This is a genomic window from Hymenobacter volaticus, assembly GCF_022921055.1.
In the GTDB taxonomy this organism is placed as follows: Bacteria; Bacteroidota; Bacteroidia; order Cytophagales; family Hymenobacteraceae; genus Hymenobacter; species Hymenobacter volaticus.
Window position 1 is genome coordinate 1,636,096 of record NZ_CP095061.1, and the last position, 17,388, is coordinate 1,653,483.

Below are 17,388 nucleotides of genomic sequence, written 5' to 3' on the forward strand. Positions count from 1 at the left end.
ATTTGCTTTTAAATGAAAAAAGCAAATTATTATTCTGTGTTATAATGAATTTTAATTTAAATCTATTTTTAAATATTTACCTGGAAGCTCAGGATTGGAAATATACCAAGCAGGATTTCCTTTATTATCTCTACCTAATTTCGCGCCTGGAATGGGAGGAGTATTTGGCGAAATCAGATTTTGCTGCTTGGATAGTGTTTTCGAGCTGTATAAGCTGGAAGGAAAGAAACCGGCTTGCACCATTTCATTAATACTATCGAGACAAATAGTAATAATTTGATTTATATCTTCGGTGGTATGGGCTTCGGTCATGAAGCAAGGAAATCCATCCCATATATGTATTCCCTTTTCCCGCATCATAGTGAATAATAATTCGCTATACGGAATATCTTCCTTGAATTTAATTTTCCAGAGAGAACCGAAATGCGCAACAAAAAAAGGTAGCTGCTGCCGGGTTAATTCAGTATTTAGCGAGTTGGCTAAGTAGTCTGTTTTGGCCGTGAGGCTTTGTTGCAAAGCAGGGCCTTGCGCCTTCATGTACAGTAGAGATGCCTTAGCTGCTGCAAGGGCCAAGGGGTGCCGCACAAAGGTGCCGGCGAAGTAAGTGACGCCTACCTCGGGGTAGGAGGCGTCTTCGTACTGCCAAAAGCCGCCGTCAAGCGCATCCATGAAAGCTTTATGGCCAGCAATAACGCCAATGGGCAAGCCGCCCCCCACTACCTTGCCATACGATGCTAGGTCCGCTTTGATGCCGAATAGGGCTTGTGCGCCCCCGGATGCATCCGGAAGCCTGTAATTACTTCGTCGAAAATCAGCGCGGTACCAGAAGCCGCAGTTATTTCTCGTACCTGCTTCAAAAACTCGATAGGTACGAACTCCGGCCGGCGGCTCTGGACTGGTTCTACTAGTACGGCTGCCAACTCGTGTGCCCTCTCCTTAATGATGCGGAGACTTTCGTCGGTGCCGTATTCGAGAATGAGCATGTTTTTCACGGCTTCCGGCATGATGCCAGGGGCAGCCGGAAACGACATCAATTTTTTTGTACCGCGAACCAACACTTCATCTACTATACCGTGGTAGGAGCCGGTGAAGGCCACAATCAAAGAGCGCCCGGTTACGGTGCGAGCAATGCGCATGGTACCGAGCACGGCTTCGGAACCCGTGCTGCACAAGGCGGTCCGGTCAAAGCAAGTGAATTCGCACAGCAACTTGCTGACTTCGCCAGCTAACTCGTGCTGAGGACCTACCTCATAGCCATCCTCAATCTGCTGATGCAATGCTTTAGTAATCAACGAGGGTTGGTGCCCAAGCATGGAGGAGCCAAAGCCGTTCAGGGCATCTATGTACTGGTTGCCATCAATGTCCCAGAGGTAGCTGCCTTTCGACTTATTGACCACAATAGGATACACCACTTCCTTGGTGAGCGGCTTGAACCCCGAAACCACGCGCGGATCAGCCATGTGGGCGCGGTGCTGCTGTGAGTACGCTTTGCTGCCACGCGTTTTTTGGTTGTAGCGAGATGTGAGCTGCCATAAAAATTCCTGCTGTAGCTCACTCAGTTCGGTTGCTTGCCGCTCAATGCGGGCAGTAGCCCCGAATGGTTTTTTCAACTCTGCTTCTTCCTCTGCACTCAAGGCGTGACTGGTTGCTGTCTGCGCCTCTTTCACGGGTTGGCTTGGTATAGGCAGTACAGCAGGAGCCGCCGTGTAGGGTGCCGCCTGGTTACTAGTTTGCAGCAGCATAACCTGCTGCGACAGTAATTGCAGCTGTTGGGCTACTAGCCCTAGCATCGTGTCACTGGTCGGATTGGGAGCAGCTATTGCAACTGGTACAGGCACTGCCGGCGGAAGAGCAGGCGCCACGGGCACGCTGACGGGTTGTGGGAGGGCCGCAGGTTGGTACGCTTCCGGAGGGAGCTTGCTGTCCAGATAAGTGACGAGTGCCTCTAGCGTTGCGTATTCCTGATTTAGCTGCCGGAAGGTAATCGGAACGTTGAATTCTTTTTTTAAGGTAATAGATAACTGCGTCAGCAATAAGGAGTCGAGGCCTATTTCCAACAGGCTCATGGAAGGCGTTACACCGTCCATTTCAAGGCCGGACGCGTTTTCAACCAAGGTTTTAATTTTAATAAATAGGGTGTCTCTTCTCATATTTCTTGATGCGAGGTGTGTTGTAGGGTCAACCTGAGCGAGCGTAGGCACTGGCCGAGAATCCGCAGTAGCTTTAGTTGTGGGGGGCGCTAACCAGCAGGGCTTGCGGTTGAAGGAATAGGTAGGTAAGTTGATTTTGCGCCTGTTTTGAGTTGCATAAAAAGCGTCCCATGTAGGCTCTACGCCGTGCAGCCATAACTGCCCTAGCGCTTCTAGCATCATGTGTTGCTCGGAGTGTGTGCCGTGGGGTGTGCCTAAGCTAGAGAGCACCGTAATTGGCCGAGAATTGCGTTGCTGGCGGGCCAGCGTAGACGTAACACTGCCAGGGCCCACTTCCAAGAGTAGCGGTGTGTCTTGTTGAAAAAGGGTCTCGAGGGCATCGGCAAAACGGACGGGTAACCGTAGGTGCTGAGCCCAGTACTGCGGGTCGGTTGCCTGGGCGTCGGTCAGCCAGGTGCCCGTAACCGTGGAGACAATAGGTTTCTGGGGCCGGCGCAAGGCTGCTTTCTCTACCTCGCGCTGGAACTCGCCCACAACCGGCTCCATCATGGCAGAATGGAAGGCGTGGCTGGTGGGCAGAATCCGATTCGGAACTTTGTTGTCGTCCAGCAGCAAGGTAAATGCGGCAATAGCACTATCCTCGCCGGCTACCACACAATACTTGCTGCTGTTGATTGCCGCTATTGACAGGGCTGCTGGTAGAAGCGCTTCTAGTTTTTCCACTTCCAAGCGCACCGAGAGCATGCTGCCACGAGGAAGGGCGCTTACTAAGCGGCCGCGCACAGCAATGAGGGTTAGCGCCTCGGCGAGGGTGAAAACGCCCGCTAAACAAGCCCCCACAAATTCGCCGACGCTATGACCGCAGAAAATGGATGGCTCGATGCCCCAGTTCAACCAGAGTTGAGCTAAAGCATACTCGGTGACAAACAGGGCCGGTTGGGCGTAGCGGGTGTTTTTTAGCGTGTCCTCGGTGGCAGAAGTAACACTGTCGGGGTATAGGACACGGCGGATGTCAACCTCGAGTTGTGGGAGCAGCAATTCAGCGCAAGTATCCACGGCCTGCTGATAAACACTTTCCTTTTCGTACAAAGCGCGGCCCATATTCAGATACTGCGCCCCTTGGCCGGGAAACAGGAACACCACTTCGCCCGGCACTGCTTGCAGACTGTGGGCTCCAGCTAGTGAAGGTGACTCAGTATCAAGCGCCTGAGCTAGCTCGGCGGGAGTAGCAGCTACCACAAAACGGCGGTGCGCGAATGAGGCGCGCGTTTTTTGCAGCGTGTACGCTATATCGGCCAGTTCCAAATGGGAAGATGACTGCAACTCAGTGGCCAATCGCTGGGCGTAGGCCTCCCGGCTGGCCGTTGACTTTGCCGACCAAGTGAGCAACTGCGCCTTGCGGCCCTCAGTTGACACAGGAAACTCATTCTCAAATTCTTCCAGCACCACATGGACATTGGTACCCCCAACGCCGAACGAGCTGACGCCCGCCCGGCGTGCACTTGGGGTCGCTTGCCACTCTCTGAGCTGGTTATTTACAAAGAAGGGGCTATTGGAAAAATCGATATGGGGGTTTGGGGCTTCAAAGCCTAGCGAAGGTGGCAACTGCTTGTAGTGCAGTGCGAGAGTCGCCTTAATGAGACCCGCAACGCCAGCTGCTGTGGTAAGATGCCCCATATTACTCTTGATGGAGCCTAATGCGCAGTGCTGCTTAAGTGCTTGTTCGCCGAAGGCTAGAGTCAAGCCTTCTATCTCAATTGGGTCGCCGATGGGGGTACCCGTGCCATGGGCTTCCACATAACTGATGGTGGAGGGCTCGACGCGGGCATCTTCCAGAGCCATGGTTATAGCTGCTGCCTGCCCTTCGGCGCTCGGTGCCGTGAAGCTACCCTTGTTACTGCCATCGTTGTTGATGCCTACGCCTTTGATTACCGCATAAACGGTATCCCCATCTTGGCGAGCAGCTGCCAACCGTTTGAGGAGCACCACGCCGGCTCCATCGCTAAACACTGTGCCTTGGGCCGCAACATCAAACGGGCGGCAGTGCCCGTCGGGACTGAGCATCGCCCCTTCCTCGTAGAGGTGGCCGCTGAACATCGGCGACGTAACGCTGGCGCCCCCTGCTAAGGCTACTGTGCATTGGCCACTACGCAAACTTTGGACAGCTTGGGCTATTGCCAGCAGCGAGGTAGAACAAGCCGAATACACGCTTACCGCCGGACCTTTCAAGTTTAGCTGATAAGCTGTGCGAGAAGCTATGTAATCCTTTTCGTTGGCCGTCATCACTTGAAATCCACCCACTTGGTCTACCAAATCCCGGTTGGCCTGCACATTATGTTGGTAGTAAGTGTTGTTGCCGCTGCCGGCAAATACGCCGATGCTTTCTTTGTAATACTGTGGCAGATAGCCGGCCTGCTCCAATGCTTCCCAGGCAATTTCCAGAAAGACTCGCTGCTGCGGATCCATCAGTTCCGCTAGTTTCGGATTCAGGTTGAAGAAGCTGGCGTCAAACTGATCGGCTTGGTTAATAACGCCGCGGGCCTTGACGTAGAGTGGGTCGTTTTTTAGTTGCGCGGGTATGCTGGCATCTAGTTCGTCGGCGGTGAAGAAGCGAGTGGTTTCCCGGCCTTCTTTAAGCAGTTGCCAAAGCTCAGCGATGGTGTCAGCACCTGGAAAGCGGCCCGCCATACCAATGATGGCAATGTCCGCCCCGCTTGGCTCTGCTGGTCTTGTATTTGGGCAGGCTTAACTTTTACTGCTGGTTGCTGGCCTAAAAACGTAGCCAATCCGGCCGCGGTAGGGTAGTGGTAGAGCTTCGTTATGGACAAAGAAAGCTGATGCTTTAGCTTTAGTACCGCCACTGTTTTCTGCGCCAACAAAGAGTTGCCACCGAGCTCGAAAAAGTTATCATCGGCCCCAACTCTATCCAGATGAAGCAGTTCAGCCCAAAGACCAGTCAGTTTCTTTTCTAGTTCGGAAGTAGGCTTTCGGTATAAGGCCGACACATCAGGACGTTGCAGCTCCGGAACGGGCAGCGCCTTCTTATCAACTTTTCCACTGGTCGTTTGCGGCAACTCTTCCATCCACACAAACGCCGATGGCATCATGTAGTCGGGCAAGCTGGTTTCCACGGCCTTCCTGACAGCAACCGTGTCTTGGTGGTGATTTTGGGAAACCAGGTACGCTAGCAGCTTCTTTTCGCCATCGTCGTAGGTGCGGGCTACCACTACCGCTTGCTTGATGTTGCTGATGGTGTTCATCATCACCTCCACTTCGCCAAGCTCGATGCGGTGGCCGCGGATCTTCACCTGGTCGTCTTGGCGGCCCTGAAATTCGATAGTGCCATCTGGGGTGAGGTAGCCAACGTCGCCGGTGCGATACAAACGCATGTTCTCTCCCGCTGGCGAGGTCCAGTCGATAAACTTACTGGCCGTTAAAGCTGGCTGATTTAGGTATCCTTCGGCCAGACAGGCACCACCAATGCACAACTCTCCACTGGTACCGAGCGCAACAGAATTTAGTGCGCTGTCAACGACGATAATGAAGGTGTTGTCGATAGGTTGCCCGATGGTGGGCAAGTCCGGCCAGCCAGCGGCATCGCCTTTTAGTTTCAGCTGCGTTACTACGTGGCACTCCGTTGGGCCATATTGGTTGTAGAGCGTGCAACCTGGGAGAGCCGAAAATAAGCTCCTGACTTGAGGCGTGATTTTAAGCTGTTCTCCAGCCGTCATAACCTCTTGCAAGCAAGCAGGAAAACACTGCTCGTTCACAGCAGCTTCGGCCAGGTACTGCAACGCCACAAAGGGCAGAAACACCCGATTGATTTTCTGCTGCTCGATGAAAGCTAACAGACCGGCAAAATCAATGCGGAGGTCATCGTCGATGAGAACCAAGGTGCCGCCAGTACTGAAGGTGGCAAAGATTTCCTGAAAGGAAACGTCAAAGGTCAGCGTAGCAAATTGCAGGGTCCGCGTTTCGCGGGTGGCGCACGAGTTTCGGCTCTGCCATTGCAGCAAATTCAACAGTGGGTTGTGGCCCATGCACACGCCTTTCGGCTCACCGGTCGATCCGGAAGTATACAGGACGTAGGCCACCTGATTCCATGCAGCTACTGCTTGTATTGGGTAGCTGTAGTCTTTATCGGAGAGAATAGTCTGCAGAGACAGGCTCTCGAATGTTGCTTGATCGTGCGCGGATGCTACGCAAGCGGTGATGCCTGAGCTAGCAATAATTCGTTGTAAGCGCGCTGCTGGATAGGAGGGGTCGAGTGGCAGGTAAGCTTTGCCAGCCTTCAGGATGGCAAGTAGCCCAACTATCATCTCGATACGTCGAGATGTACTTAAGCCTATGATGGGGCTATCTGGAGCCTGCCGCAGGATAGCTTGTGCAAGAGCATTGGCTTGCTCGTTTAGCTGGGAGTAGGTAATGTGAGCGGCTCGGTGCTCAACTGCCACCGCATCATGATGGAGTGTAACTGCCTGTTCAAACATTTGAATGAGCGCTGAGACTCCAGTAACACTGCTAGCGTTGGCTAGATTATCAAGCGCAGGTTGCCTATGCTCGGGGATCACAGGAATAGAATAAAATTTAGTAAAGAGAAATAACGATGCAATTATATTTAAAATGATTCAGATAATGATAATAAGGTTGAATAAATCGATGAAAAACGTGCAATAAGCATTAAGAGAGCTGATTTGTGTATTTTAATTCCACCGTGAGTAAAAATTGTGATTATTGAAATATTTATGAAAATGAAGAAATGATGTTTTTAATTATTTTTAGAAATAAGCTTGGCCTTATTTTCTGTTTGACATGCATAAAAGCTCGTTGGATCAAGAAGAACATGGCCAAACTCGTCCGTATGAGGATTTTGGTGCTAGACATCTAACACGGCCTCGAAACGAAGAGTAAGATTAAAATAGAATTAAAACAACTTCATTTGTACTTCATCTATAACTCAAGTGTGCCCTATTCTGAATGGGCCTTTACTGCAAGGAAACAGCTATTTGTAGATAGAAATTCGTGTTTGCAAAGCGTGCGAAAGAGCAAGCTGGAGCGTTGGATAACTCAAGAGCGAGTTTAATCCCCGTATCTTCGGCCAATTCGTTCTGCATTCCACACCTAGTTTCTCCCACATGAAAATTCTGTTGGTGGAAGACGAGCCCAAAGTGGCGTCGTTTTTACATAAGGGCCTCACCGAGCAGCAGCACTCTGTCGAAGTAGCCACGGACGGACCCACTGGGCTGCGAATGGCCCTAGCCGGTTCTCACGACCTTATTATCCTCGATAATTTGCTGCCGGGCCTGAGCGGGCTTGATGTATGCCGCCAAGTACGAGCCCTTAATTCAGCTGTACCTATTCTGATGCTGACTGCGTTAGGCGAGACGGACGACAAAATTCGGGGTCTCGACGCCGGGGCCGATGATTATCTGGTAAAGCCGTTTGCTTTTCAGGAACTGCTAGCGCGTGTGCGAGCTTTGGTACGTCGTCGTCCTGAATCCAATTCTTCTGCGGCTATCCTGCATCTTGCCGATCTTACCCTTGACCCAAGCAGCAAACGAGTGCAGCGGGCTGGTCAGCCTATTCAGCTTACGGCCCGCGAGTTTTCATTGCTGGAATATCTGCTTCGCCACAAAGGCCGCGTTATTTCCAGAGTAGACATACTTGAGCACGTGTGGGAAACTAGCTTCGACACGGGTTCCAATGTGATTGATGTATACATCAATTTCCTGCGTAAGAAAATCGACAAAGACTTTACCCCCAAGCTAATTCATACGCTGGTAGGTATGGGCTACGTGATGAAGGAAGAGTAAATTTCGAGGGAGAGCCGCGTTGACCTAGTGAGGCAAATAGGTTCGGTCAACTCAGAGGCGATGCTGGTTTCCTCTAACACCAAATCCACTAAAGCATGAGCATTCGTCTGCGCTTGGCGTTGCAGTTTGCCGCCATTCTCGCCGTTACGCTGCTGGTGTTTTCGGTGGTGATCTACTACTTCACCTACCAAGCGCGGCAGGAATCGTTCACGCAAAGCTTGTTTGCGCGGGCCCGGATTGTGGCGCACGTGTACCTGGACGGCACCAATCGAGCCGACGAGGCTAGCCGAACTTCGTACCGGCAGTATCTGCGCCAGTTTTACCGCACTTTGCCCGAAGAGGAAGTGCGGGTATACAATACCGCTAACCGAGTTGTGTTTCGGGAAGGACAGCCTACCGAGGTGCCTATCCCCCTCAGCTTACTCATGGCGGTTCGCCAAAAAGGCAGGCAGGTGCAACTAGGAGCTAATTACCAACAAACAGTAGGGCTGCTTTATCGGGATGCGCGCCGCGGTGATTTTGTGGTAGTAGCTTCATCGGTAGACCTCGATACTCGTGACAGGCAATTGGGTTTGCGCAACATCATGATTGGGGGGTTGTTGGCTTCCTTGGTTATTGTGGGGATAGGAGGATGGTTTTTCGCCAGTCAGGCCCTGAGCCCCATGCAGAAAGTGGTGCGCGAAGTGGACAGCATCACCGTTTCTGATTTGCACCGCCGCCTCTCGCAAGCCGATGGCTACGACGAAATAGCGCACCTAGCAAAACGTTTCAATCAATTGCTCGACCGGCTCGAAGTAGCCTTTGCCGGTCAGCGCACCTTTGTGCGCGATGCTTCACACGAACTACGTACGCCGCTCACAGTGCTAATCGGCGAGTTGGAAGTGGCCTTGTTGCAGCAAGAACGGAGTCCGCAAGAATACCGCCGAGTCCTGCAAAGTACCCTCGATGCAGCGCGCTTGCTCAAAGACCTTACCAACGGCCTGCTGCAAATTGCCCGCGCTTCCGACGACCCCTCGCAGGTGCCCTTAACCACCGTGAGGATGGACGAACTCCTGCTGCAAGCCCACGAGGAAGTACAGCGCCGGCATCCTACTTGCCGCGTTGACCTGGAGTTTGGTGATGTGCCGCCTCGGGTGCGGCAGCCGTTTGCAGTGCGCGGCAACGAGGCCTTGTTGCTGTCGGCCTTGCTGAACGTGCTGGAAAATGCCTGTAAATTTTCGACTGGTTCCGAGGAGCCAGTCCTGGCTGTCCTTTCAATGACGGCCACCTTCGTGGTACTAGAAGTGCGTGACCACGGCGTTGGAATGAGCGAGGCCGACCGTCAGCAGGTGTTCGTTCCTTTCTTTCGCGCCGAGACCATGCGAGCTATTCCGGGTCACGGCATCGGGCTGCCGCTCACCGCTAAAATCATGTCCTTGCACGGAGGATCGGTGCGGGTTGAAAGTCAATTACATCAAGGCACGCAAGTTTGGCTGGAATGGCCTGCACTGGGATAAGAATGCGATAAGTAAATGCCTGCTTATTAGAAATTTATTTAGTAGCTGTATTGCATTATTGCAAATTAATTTGGTTTTAACTCCTTTTTAACTGTGTCTTAATTGCGGCCCCGTAGACTTGTGAAAATTCCAGTGTAGCCAAGCTCAATTCGAGTTGATGGCCTGGTACTTCAGCAGTCTCTCTATGTCAACTAAAGTTCAGGCTCCAATTCAAACGGCGGCTTCGACAGTTTCATCTGCCGCTACTCTTAAACCGGGCTACCTAAGCAACCTTGGGAAGGATATACCGTCCGGACTAGTGGTTTTCCTGGTGGCTTTGCCCCTTTGCTTGGGTATTTCGCTAGCCTCAGGTGCCCCCTTGCTGGCGGGCATCATCACGGGTATTGTGGGCGGGGTGATAGTGTCGTGGCTTAGCGGCTCACAACTTAGCGTGAGCGGCCCGGCGGCTGGTCTTACAGCTATTATTCTGGTAGCTCTCCAAACCCTGGGGTCATTCCAGGCCGTACTGGCCGCTACCGTAATAGCTGGGGTACTGCAAATCATAATGGGCCTTGTTCGGGCTGGTATTATTGGGTTGTACTTTCCTACCTCCGTTATTCGGGGATGCTGGCCGCTATCGGTCTTATTCTGATCCTCAAGCAGATACCGCACTTGCTTGGCGCCGATACTGATTATTTCGAGGATATGACGTTTCTACAGTTCGACGGGCAGAACACATTCTCGGCGCTAGGTGGTGCTCTGCGCTCCTTTGGCTGGGGGTCAGCTCTGATTGGACTCTTATCATTGGGAGTGCTGTTGTTCTGGGAAAAGGTGCTGAGCAAGCGTTTTGCTTTGCTGCGCTTGGTACCTGGGGCATTGGTAGTGGTAGTTCTTTCTATTGCTCTTAGCTCGCTGCTAGATTTGGCCTTGCCTGTGTTGCGCGTACGCCCCGAGCACTTGGTGCAATTGCCTATCGTATCGTCGTGGAGCGACTTGCTGAACATCTTCACGCAGCCAGACTGGTCGGCTTTCAGTCGTTCGACTACTTACACAGTTGCTTTCACCATTGCTATCGTAGCCTCCTTGGAAAGCTTACTCAGCGTAGAAGCAGTGGATAAGCTCGACCCGCACAAGCGTGCCACTCCTACCAACCGCGAACTGATGGCGCAAGGAGCTGGCAACGTGATTAGTGGTCTGCTAGGGGGGTTGCCCATGACAGCCGTTATCGTGCGTAGCTCGGCTAACATCAACGCGGGTGGCCAAACCAAGGTGGCGGCTTTTGTGCACGGCTTGTTGCTGCTGACCAGTTTGCTTTTCCTGGAAACGATCCTCAACCGGATTCCACTTTCGGCGCTGGCAGCCGTGTTGTTGCTAGTTGGTTATAAGCTCACCAAACCAGCGCTGTACAGAACGCAGTGGAAACTAGGCTGGCAGCAGTTCCTGCCTTTCATCGTGACCATCTTGGCGATTTTGTTTACTGACTTATTGAAAGGGGTAACCATCGGACTGGTAGTAGGGATATTCTACATCCTCAAAACTCATTATGAGTCGGCCTACTTCATGCATGGCACGCCGGAGTTGCAAGGCACTGGGGTGTATCATCTCAAGCTAAGTGAGCACGTCTCGTTTCTGAATAAGGCAAGTATTGTCCGCATTTTAGAGCAATTCTCGGGCGGCACGCATGTTATCATCGATGGCACCGAATCACAGATGATTGACTATGATGTGCTGGAGGCTATTGCCAACTTCCGCCAAACAGCTTTGGAGCGTAACATCAAACTAGAGCTACGCGGTATTCCGTTGGTTGAAGTGATTGGCCACTAAGCGCCATAGGTCTGTCTGGCAACAGATATAGTATTGCGCCCAACTCAGCTTTTCTAAGTGCCTAAGAAGTCAGATTCCTTCCTACATAAGGGGCTTTTCCTGGGGCTGACTCCGCTTAAACTTAAACCCACCTTTTCCCTCTGCCATAATGAGTATCGATAAAATCCTGGAAAACAACCGTCAGTGGGTAGCAGAAACAACAGCTGCCGATCCGGAGTTTTTCAACCGCTTATCCAAAGGACAGAAGCCGCGCTATCTGTTTATTGGCTGTTCCGACTCCCGGGTACCTGCTTCGGCTATCACAGGTACCGGTCCGGGTGAAATGTTTGTGCATCGCAACATTGCCAACATGGTGGTGCATACCGACTTGAATATGTTGTCGGTGCTGCAATATGCCGTGGAAGTGCTAGGAGTCCAGGATATCATGGTGGTAGGCCACTATGGTTGCGGCGGGGTGGCTGCTGCTGCTGCTAGCAAGCAGTACGGCCTCATTGATAATTGGCTAATCAATATCCGCGACGTAATCCGGATGCACGAAACGCAGTTTATGCGCATCAAGGACGAGGACAAGCGCCTCCGTCGATTGGTGGAACTGAACGTTATCGAGCAGGTCCGCAACCTAGCCAAAACCAATATTGTGCAGAATTCCATGCGAGGTGAAAACCCGGTACGCTTGCACGGCCTTGTGTATGACATCAATGATGGTGTGCTAAAAGACCTGCAAGTGAACGAAGATGTTGTAACCGAACTAGAGCACATCTATGGTACTAAGGCCATGGAGCATGCCGAAAAAGAGGTTGCCAAAGTACACGGCGCTAAGCCGATAACTGAAAAAAGTGCGGGCGAGAGCAAGAACACAAATGATGCTCCAGCCGAAAAAAACTCAATGCAGAAGGTGAGCTAGCATTAACCGTCTTGTCGCTTAGGCAAGTTTATTTTATTAGTTAAGTGTGGTTAAAACCGCCGTGGCCTTTGGCTGCGGCGGTTTTTCGCTTAAGGAGGCTTATCCCAGTCAATACCTTCGTTTTCAATCCAAGCTGACTTTGGATAGTTGATTACGTACGCTCTAGCTCCACTAATGTGATAGCCATGCAAGCAGCGTATTTCAATGAATATGGCCCCGCCGAGGTATTACAGTACGGCGAGTTGCCAACACCCACTCCCAAAGCCAACCAAATACTGGTTCGCGTGCGGGCTAGTAGCGTCAACCCAGTCGACTGGAAAATGCGAAAGGGTGAACTGAAGTTTATTACCGGCTATAAATTCCCTAAAATCCCAGGCCGCGACGTAGCCGGTGAAGTAGTGGCAGTGGGCGACAACGTTACGCGGTTTGCACCCGGCAACCGCGTGTATGGCATGCCAAGCGACGGAGTAGGCGGAGCCAACGCGCAGTTTGTTGTGCTCGAAGAAACAACCGTAGCCTTTATTCCAGAAAAGCTAAGCTTCGAGGAAGCCGCTGCTGTGCCTCTAGCAGCTCTTACAGCTTTGCAAGCTCTGCGCGACAAAGCGCAACTGCTTTCCGGCGACCGAGTGCTCATCAACGGAGCCTCAGGGGGAGTGGGCTCTTTGGCAATCCAGATTGCCAAAGCCTTGGGTGCCGGTGAGGTTACAGGCGTGTGCGGCCCTGACAATCAGGAGCTGGTGCGTAGCCTCGGTGCTGACCGGGTGCTAAACCACGAAGAGCACGACTTCACCAAAGACTTGAGCCGCTACGATATCATCTTTGACGCCGCTGGCAAAAGTTCTTTCGTAGCGAGCAAAGCGGCATTGCGGCGTAACGGCCGCTACGTCACCACCACGCCCGACCCGACCAGCCTGGTTGTCGATACCGCCGCGGCAGTCTTTTCCACCAAAACGACGCACGCCTTTGTAACCAAAAACAGCGGCTCCGACATGGCATTGGTATCGACTTGGCTGCAAGCCGGTACTATTCGGGTTGTAATTGATAAGACGTTTCCACTACAACAACTAGCCGAAGCACACCGCTACAATGAAAAAGGTAGCGCTGCCGGCAAAATTGTGCTGACTGTGGAGTAATTTGAATCGCTGTATGGCAGTAAAAAGCCCCTTCTGCAACTTGCAGAAGGGGCTTTTTACTTGTTCGGTTACTATCCTTACTAGAGCGATGAATCTTAATGAAGTTGTTGAAGGGTTTCATCCAAATTCCTCGCTCTGCTCAGCTTAGCTAGCACAATAGCTTTACTTAGCCTGCTCAATCTCGGTTACGGCCTTATCGATGATGGCTTGTTGAGCAGCAGAAACAGGCTTGTCTTTGTCTTTTGCAATGCTCTGTAGCAAGCCAATCATAGGCTTGTCGGCACCGCGCGACTTGTACTGGATGCCGATTGCCTTAATCCGGTCAACGCCTTCGGTGAAGGCGGCAGGGTCTTGGAGGCGGGGCAGCATGGTTGCAATGTCTTCGAGCATGCCGAACTGGCCTTGGGGACCAGCAGTATCGTATTTGTTGCGGATGTACGCCCACTCAGCCGTGCCACCAGCCGTAGCGTAGACCGCCGCTACGGCTTGCGTGAGTGCCCCTTGCTCATTGTTCTCGAACGCCTTGGCTTTGGCCAGCGCCTGCGACGGATCGGCAAGAGCCAGGGCTTGCAGGGCAGCACCTTGCACACCGTACGACTTGCTGTCGGCTAGCTGCTTGGCGAAGGTCTTGGCGTCTTTCTTGTCTTTGAGCTTGGCTAGGGCTACCAGAGCGTTGCCTAGTACGGAGGTCTCTTTCTCGCTGCTAAGTAGTTTGCGAATGGCGGGAGCAGCAGCTTTGGCTACGGCTTTGTCTTCCAAGTCGAGGCGCTCTAATGTCAGGGTGCGCAAGCCGGCAAACTTGTCACGCAGGCCGCTGATAAGCAGTGTACGGGCAGCGGCATTTGTTTTCTGCTCTTTGGCCGCGGCTAGCAGGGCCTCGCGGCGGTCTAGGTAGAGAGGTGCGTGGGCATACTGATACACGTAGTCGGCCAGGGGCTTGTTTTCGGTGGGCTGCCAAACCAGCGTTTTTTCAGCGTCCACGTTCACCAGGTCGGGCTTGCTGTCCAGCGGCATGAGGAAGGTTTGCGTGGCCTCGGTCATGGTGACGCGCTGGCGTTGGGCTTTTCCTTTCACGTAGTAGTCGATGGCGAATGGCAATTGGAAGACCTCGCCAGGCTGCGTTTGCTTCACGGTTACGGCCTGTACCTTTTTAGCGGCGTCCCAAGAGTACTCAATCGAGACGACGGGGTGGCCGGCGCGGAAGTACCACTGGTTGTAGAACCAGTTCAGGTCTTGGCCCGATACGGCTTCCATAGCAAGGCGCATCTGGTGAGCTTCACCGTTGCCGAGCGCATTATCTTTGAGATACTTCTGCAAGCCAGCAAAGAATACGTCGTCGCCGAGGTAGGTGCGGAGCATGTCCAGAACGGCACCGCCTTTCTGGTAACTCACTAGGTCGAACATCTCTTCTTTGTCGCCGTAGTGGAACCGCACGAGGTTTTTGGCGGCGTCGCGGGGGCTGGAGAGGTAGTTGCGCAGGTTGCGGTAGTTGTGGGCGTCGGCGGCATCAGCACCGTACTTGTGCTCGGCATAGAGACCTTCCGAGAAGTCCGCCATCGACTCGTTTACGGTCAGGTTGCTCCAGCTTTCGGCCGTTACGTAGTCGCCGAACCACTGGTGGAACAGTTCGTGGGCGATAACTGATTCGTTTTGGTATTGGCGGTCGAGCAGCTCCCGGTCGGTCATCTGCACAAAATCGCCGTGCAGGGTGGCCGTGGTGTTTTCCATGGCGCCGCTCACATAGTCGCGCACCACGATTTGAGCGTACTTGTTCCACGGGAATTCCACGCCCAACCGGGTTGAGAAGAACTCCAGCATGTCGGGCGTGTTGCCGAAAATCTGCTTGGCGTAGGGGGCGTACTTGGGCTCGAGGTAGTAGCTTACTTCTTTGCCGCGCCACGTCTCCTTGAAGATTTTGAAGTCGCCGACGGCCATCATAAACAGATACGGCGCGTGCGGCATATCCATTTTCCAGGTATCGGTGCGCAAGCCGGCGCCGGCGCGCTTCTGGCCTACCAAGGCCCCATTGCTGAGCGTGACGTACTTGGCGGGCACCGTCATGCTGATTTCCGAGGTGGTTTTCTGATTGGGCCGGTCGATAGTGGGAAACCAGGCCGACGAAGCTTCCGTCTCGCCCTGCGTCCAGATCTGAACGGGCTTGCCTTTCTCGGTGCTATCCGGGTTGATGAAGTATAGGCCCTTGGCGTCGGTGATGGCCGCGCTGCCTTGTGCTTTCAGCTCGTTGGGCTTGGCGGTGTACTCGATGTAGATGGTGTAGGCAGTGCCCGGCGCCATGGACTTGCCGAGGTTGATGCGCAGATTGCTTTGGTCGTAGTCGAACTTCAGCTTCTGCTGTTGCTCCCCATTCACCAAAGCCACCGACGTAATGTCCATGCCTTTGGCATCGAGCCGCAACGAATCAGTGGGGTAGGCGTGAGGCTTGAGCGTCACCCATTCCTTGCCGTAGAGGTAGCGCTTGGCGTAATCGAAGCGCACATCCAACTTGGTGTGAACTAGGTCATTGATTTTGGTGGCCGACGCCCGGTAGGGACCAACCGGCTCGGCCGGTGCTGTAGGCGTCTGGCCCTGCGTGTTGGCACTGGCCGCCAGAATCAGCAAGCTCAGCGCAGAAAGGTGCTTCATGAACAGAAAGTGAGTGAAGAAAGAGGATTCAGGCTCTAAAGATGTGGACTTCAGTCTGAAGTTGCCCGCTTTCTTAAAAGAAACTGTGCTTGCTGCTGCTTGGCCTGAGTGGTGCCAGAAGTCTATATTCGTTTGTGCTAAGATTTGTAATGCGATGCTTAAAATTGTTGATACTAGCCGGTACACTTACCTGCCAGTCTAACCGTGATGGTCTCCTGGCAAATGTGAATCCAGCTATACTGCCGTTTGTGAAAGGCTATATAGAAGCTCATAAGGATGACCAAGAGGTGGATACTACTATCTGTGTGATACTTGATTCATCGAACGTTTATATCCATAGCATGCCTGTTCCTGCTGACACATCTGACCTTAGTTTACTAGGCATTGAGCACCTTGGGAAATATGACCTCGTCTTCGTCGGATCGCCTAACTCCTCTATTTATCATCCGATAAAGCGGTATGTTCGAAGTCATACATCTACCGTTCCACAAAAAGTAAAAGGTCCACCGCCGCCACCTGCTCCAGGGTATAATTTCGAACTTTGGGAATTGACTTTTTACAAAGACAGCTTAGTAAGCTACTCACCTAAAACTCGAATAGACCGTTACGTTCGATAGTCCATACGTTGTCCACAAAATCTCTCAACACGAAATTAGTCGCCGCCCCCGCAACCACCACCGCAGCCGGAGCAGCCACTGTCGCCACCGCAACCACTGTCACCGCCGCAGCCGCTGCCATCAGCGTCGCCGTGGCTAGGGCTGTGGCTATCGAAGGCGTCGCTCTGCTCGTGCCATCCGCCGTCAGCGCCGCCCGCGTCGCTGCCCATGTCGTAGGCCGGCTCCGGGATTCGCTGCAATTCTCGTTCTACCTCACGGCCTACTTCGGAGGTGAAGGAAGGAAGCAAAAATACCACGCCGTTGAGCTGCTGGCCGAATCGATGAGCCTCGGCGGGGTTTTGGGCCGCCCGGTTGCTATATTCTTTGTCGAGGCGGATCAATTCGGCTTCCGCAGCAGCTTGCAACTGGTAACCGCTCGGGGTGAGGTAGCGTGTTCGGGTCAGCCGCCAAAACCAGTGCTGTGAAAATAGCTGTCCGGTGCGGGGATTAGCCTCAATTAGCTTGTAGTAGTCGGACGGGGTACGGGCATTCTCGAAAATCATGCGCACGTACAGCTTGAATGGGATTCGCAGCTGGTTATCGGCCAGGAAAGCATGTAGTAGCAACCGTTCGTGCGGTAGGGCCTGATGCGTGGCTAGCGCCGGACCGTCCATCACAAACTGTTGCCACGTTACCGGGTCGAAGGGATGCGGCTGGTGTTGCTCGGTGCGGACAACCAACACGTGCTGGCGCAGCAGATCGAGGAAGGTGACGCGCAGCAGGCGGCGCAAACTAGGGGTGTGGTGCTTCTGGAGCAGCAACACCCATTCGGCGGGGGAGTGCGGGGAAG

General features: G+C 53.0%; 9 protein-coding genes and 1 pseudogene. 5 read left to right on the plus strand and 5 right to left on the minus strand.

The window, feature by feature from the left end; all coding sequences use genetic code 11:
• Positions 1–51: 51 nt before the first annotated feature.
• Genes MUN86_RS31130 through MUN86_RS07100 form a run of 3 tightly spaced genes read right to left on the minus strand, consistent with a single transcriptional unit; the run spans position 52 to position 6,640 of the window.
• Positions 52–705, minus strand: coding sequence for a PLP-dependent aminotransferase family protein (locus tag MUN86_RS31130; RefSeq protein ID WP_280640611.1), 654 nt, complete (start codon positions 703–705; stop codon positions 52–54).
• Positions 706–734: 29 nt separating this feature from the next.
• Positions 735–4,838, minus strand: a complete 4,104-nt coding sequence (locus tag MUN86_RS07095) for an aminotransferase class III-fold pyridoxal phosphate-dependent enzyme (RefSeq protein ID WP_280640612.1) — start codon at positions 4,836–4,838, stop codon at positions 735–737.
• The gene (locus MUN86_RS07100; RefSeq protein ID WP_245123441.1) at positions 4,739–6,640 is read right to left on the minus strand and encodes a non-ribosomal peptide synthetase; all 1,902 of its coding nucleotides are present in this window, start codon (positions 6,638–6,640) and stop codon (positions 4,739–4,741) included. Before MUN86_RS07100 ends, MUN86_RS07095 begins: the two co-directional genes overlap by 100 nt.
• 645 nt (positions 6,641–7,285) lie before the next feature.
• On the opposite strand from MUN86_RS07100, the gene MUN86_RS07105 reads away from it, so the two are divergent.
• The 5 genes and pseudogenes from MUN86_RS07105 to MUN86_RS07125 all read left to right on the plus strand — a co-directional run bounded on the left by MUN86_RS07105 (position 7,286) and on the right by MUN86_RS07125 (position 13,299).
• The gene (locus tag MUN86_RS07105) at positions 7,286–7,963 is read left to right on the plus strand and encodes a response regulator transcription factor (RefSeq protein WP_245123444.1); all 678 of its coding nucleotides are present in this window, start codon (positions 7,286–7,288) and stop codon (positions 7,961–7,963) included.
• Positions 7,964–8,058: 95 nt separating this feature from the next.
• Positions 8,059–9,459, plus strand: a complete 1,401-nt coding sequence (locus tag MUN86_RS07110; RefSeq protein ID WP_245123447.1) for a sensor histidine kinase — start codon at positions 8,059–8,061, stop codon at positions 9,457–9,459.
• 184 nt (positions 9,460–9,643) lie between these two features.
• Positions 9,644–11,262 (plus strand): annotated as a pseudogene (locus MUN86_RS07115) (SulP family inorganic anion transporter).
• 148 nt (positions 11,263–11,410) lie between these two features.
• Positions 11,411–12,166, plus strand: a complete 756-nt coding sequence (locus tag MUN86_RS07120; RefSeq protein ID WP_245123450.1) for a carbonic anhydrase — start codon at positions 11,411–11,413, stop codon at positions 12,164–12,166.
• Between the two features lie 185 nt (positions 12,167–12,351).
• Positions 12,352–13,299, plus strand: coding sequence for an NAD(P)-dependent alcohol dehydrogenase (locus MUN86_RS07125; RefSeq protein WP_245125654.1), 948 nt, complete (start codon positions 12,352–12,354; stop codon positions 13,297–13,299).
• Between the two features lie 162 nt (positions 13,300–13,461).
• Here MUN86_RS07125 and MUN86_RS07130 read toward each other — a convergent pair whose 3' ends face one another.
• A complete protein-coding gene (locus MUN86_RS07130; RefSeq protein ID WP_245123454.1) occupies positions 13,462–15,942 on the minus strand; it encodes a M1 family metallopeptidase in 2,481 nt (826 codons plus the stop codon).
• A 652-nt stretch (positions 15,943–16,594) separates the two neighbouring features.
• The gene (locus MUN86_RS07135; protein ID WP_245123457.1) at positions 16,595–17,362 is read right to left on the minus strand and encodes a hypothetical protein; all 768 of its coding nucleotides are present in this window, start codon (positions 17,360–17,362) and stop codon (positions 16,595–16,597) included.
• Positions 17,363–17,388: the final 26 nt, after the last annotated feature.

What these genes read in the sequence shown, in the direction of transcription:
- MUN86_RS07095 (WP_280640612.1), bottom strand. Translation starts at nt 4,838, where the DNA reads ATGGCGGGCCGCTTTCCAGGTGCTGACACCATCGCTGAGCTTTGGCAA.
- MUN86_RS07100 (WP_245123441.1), bottom strand. Translation starts at nt 6,640, where the DNA reads ATGTTTGAACAGGCAGTTACACTCCATCATGATGCGGTGGCAGTTGAG.
- MUN86_RS07105 (WP_245123444.1), top strand. Translation starts at nt 7,286, where the DNA reads ATGAAAATTCTGTTGGTGGAAGACGAGCCCAAAGTGGCGTCGTTTTTA.
- MUN86_RS07110 (WP_245123447.1), top strand. Translation starts at nt 8,059, where the DNA reads ATGAGCATTCGTCTGCGCTTGGCGTTGCAGTTTGCCGCCATTCTCGCC.
- MUN86_RS07120 (WP_245123450.1), top strand. Translation starts at nt 11,411, where the DNA reads ATGAGTATCGATAAAATCCTGGAAAACAACCGTCAGTGGGTAGCAGAA.
- MUN86_RS07125 (WP_245125654.1), top strand. Translation starts at nt 12,352, where the DNA reads ATGCAAGCAGCGTATTTCAATGAATATGGCCCCGCCGAGGTATTACAG.
- MUN86_RS07130 (WP_245123454.1), bottom strand. Translation starts at nt 15,942, where the DNA reads ATGAAGCACCTTTCTGCGCTGAGCTTGCTGATTCTGGCGGCCAGTGCC.